We start from the raw sequence: 2,235 nt of genomic DNA, 5'->3' as shown, positions 1-2,235 counted from the left end.
CGCTCGACCAGCGCGGCCAGCCGCTCCAGGTGCCAGGCGTCGAGCCCGGCCGCCGAGCCCAGCGACAGGCCCACGCCGTGCAGGCTCACCGCATAACGCTCACGTCCGGCTGACAGCACGGCCAGCGCCGCGCCGCCCTCGCCGAAGAAGTTTTCCGAATGGACCTCGATGAAGGCGAGCGGAGGCTTCTGCTCCAGCAGGGCCTCGTAGTGCGGCTGTCGCCAGCCGATGCCGATCGGGTCCATCGCCGGGTTCATCGGATCACTTGCCCATCTTGGCCTTGGCTTGCGCCGCGGTCATGCCGCCTTCCTTCTCGCACGTGCCCTTGGCCACGTACTTCCAGTCGTCGGCCGACTTGTCGGCCTTGGCCTGGCCGGCGCAGGAGTGCGAGCCGCTGAGATTGGCGCAGTCGTTCTGGCCGGCCTTGGCGATGCCGTAGCACTTTTCCTTGGGTGCATCGGCGGCGGCAGCGTGGCCGGCGAGGCCCAGGGCGAGCGCGGCAGCGAGTGCGGAAGAGACGATCTGTTGCTGGGTCTTCATGTAGATCTCCTGAGTTGATGGGACGGGGTGAGCATGTGTCACGGCCGTCCGTCGGATTGTCATCGCCAGTCCTTACACTGCCCCGCATGAATTCCAGTCCGACGATCGCCCGGCAGCTTGAGGCGCTGCGCCCCCAATTGCTGCGCTACGCGCTGATGCAGTTGCGCAATGCGGCCTGGGCGGAAGACGCCGTGTCCGAGACCCTGCTGGCCGCGCTGGAGAAGCCGCAGAGCTTCGCCGGCCAGTCGCAGCTCAAGACCTGGCTGGTCGGCATCCTCAAGCACAAGCTGGTGGACCAGATCCGCCGCAACAGCCGCGAGATGTCCACCACCGCCACCAGCGAGGACGGCGTCGACCTGGACGAGCTGCTGTTCGCCGCCGACGGCCATTGGCGCGAGTCGCCGCAGGACTGGGGCGACCCCGAGCAGGCGCTGCGCCAGCTCGATTTCATGCGCGTGCTGGAGGCCTGCGTGGAGCACCTGCCGGGCCAGCAGGGCCGGCTGTTCATGATGCGCGAGTGGCTGGAACTGGAGACCGAGGAGATCTGTAAGGAGCTGGCGATCACGCCGACCAACCTGTGGGTCATGCTGCACCGCGCCCGGCTCAGGCTGCGCGATTGCCTGCAGATGAACTGGTTCGACAACAAGGCCGTGACGACAGGAAACGCATCGTGATGCTGGGTCCCGACTGCCGCGAGGTGACGCGCCGCGTGCTGCTCGCCGAAGAGACGCCGCTCACGCTGGGCGAGCGGCTCGGCGTGCGCTTCCACATGCTGATCTGCAAGGCCTGTCCGAAGTTCGCCCGGCAGCTCTCGCTGATGCGCCGGGCCAGCGAGCGCTGGCGCCAGTACAGCAGCGAAGACGAGTCGTAAGGATTCGTATCAGGCGATGGTGCCGGCGCTCTCGCGCAGGTCCTCGCCGGTCGCCAGCGCCAGTTGCAGCGCCAATCGCACACCGTCGATCATTGCCGTTAGGCCCAGGCTCGGCGGAGCGCCCGCGGGCGTGGCGGGCAGGCGCGCCGATTGCTCCGGCAGGTAGGGCACGTGCATGAAGCCGCTGCGCACCAGGGGCTGCTGACGGAGCAGATGCTGCAGACCATAGAACACATGATTGCAGACGAAGGTGCCGGCGCTCTGGGAGACGCCGGCCGGCAGGCCCGCCGCGCGCAGGCCGGCCGCCATCGCCTTGATCGGCAGCGTGGTGAAGTAGGCGGCCGGCCCGCCCGCCACCACCGGCTCGTCCACCGGCCGCCCGCCCGCGTTGTCCGCGATGCGTGCATCGTCCACATTGATCGCCACGCGCTCCAGGGACAGCTCGCTGCGGCCACCTGCCTGTCCCAGCGCCAGCACCAGGCTCGGCTGCAGTTCGTCGATGTGGCGCTCCAGTTCCTGCAGCGCCTGGCCGAAGACGCAGGAAAGCCGACGCGCATGCACGACATGGCCAGACAATGTCTCGCCGTTGAGATAACGTGCTATTTCCCAGGAAGGGTTGAGGCCCTCGCCGCCAAAAGGCTCGAAGCCGGTCAGGAGAATCTTTGTTGCGTCATTCATTCACGGTCAAGGTGGAAGCACGAATGGAACGTGCCCCTGGAGTGTGCATGATGGCGCGCATTGCTGCTGCCGGCGCGAGCCTGCACGCCCCGGAGAATCGCTGAATGCCCGACCTGTCCGTCCCGCTCGCCTGGAGCCTCGAAGAC

5 protein-coding genes are annotated in these 2,235 nt (G+C 67.6%); 2 read left to right on the top strand and 3 right to left on the bottom strand.

Annotated elements, in window-relative coordinates; translation table 11 throughout:
* Window positions 1-257: DUF692 family multinuclear iron-containing protein (locus tag B0W88_RS31330; RefSeq protein ID WP_144007124.1), on the bottom strand; the 257-nt coding region annotated here is incomplete at its 3' end.
* A gap of 4 nt (window positions 258-261) precedes the next feature.
* Window positions 262-540 carry a DUF2282 domain-containing protein gene (locus B0W88_RS31325; RefSeq protein ID WP_077038366.1) on the bottom strand — a complete coding sequence of 93 codons (279 nt, stop codon included), beginning with the start codon at window positions 538-540 and terminating at the stop codon, window positions 262-264.
* 86 nt (window positions 541-626) lie between these two features.
* Here B0W88_RS31325 and B0W88_RS31320 point away from each other — a divergent pair, with 86 nt between their 5' ends.
* Together B0W88_RS31320 and B0W88_RS31315 are read left to right on the top strand one after the other, a co-directional pair.
* Window positions 627-1,214: a sigma-70 family RNA polymerase sigma factor gene (locus tag B0W88_RS31320; RefSeq protein ID WP_077038365.1), complete on the top strand. Its 588-nt coding sequence runs from the start codon at window positions 627-629 to the stop codon at window positions 1,212-1,214.
* Window positions 1,211-1,411, top strand: coding sequence for a zf-HC2 domain-containing protein (locus B0W88_RS31315; RefSeq protein ID WP_369973972.1), 201 nt, complete (start codon window positions 1,211-1,213; stop codon window positions 1,409-1,411). Before B0W88_RS31320 ends, B0W88_RS31315 begins: the two co-directional genes overlap by 4 nt.
* A 9-nt stretch (window positions 1,412-1,420) precedes the next feature.
* Here the strand turns inward: B0W88_RS31315 and pcp are convergent, their stop codons facing one another.
* Window positions 1,421-2,089, bottom strand: a complete 669-nt coding sequence (pcp, locus tag B0W88_RS31310; RefSeq protein ID WP_077038363.1) for a pyroglutamyl-peptidase I — start codon at window positions 2,087-2,089, stop codon at window positions 1,421-1,423.
* Window positions 2,090-2,235 lie beyond the last annotated feature (146 nt).

It is taken from the genome of Pelomonas sp. KK5 (assembly GCF_001984095.1).
Taxonomy (GTDB): Bacteria; Pseudomonadota; Gammaproteobacteria; order Burkholderiales; family Burkholderiaceae_C; genus KK5.
Note: the sequence above shows the minus strand (reverse complement) of the source record. Positions and strands in the feature narration are given on the sequence as shown.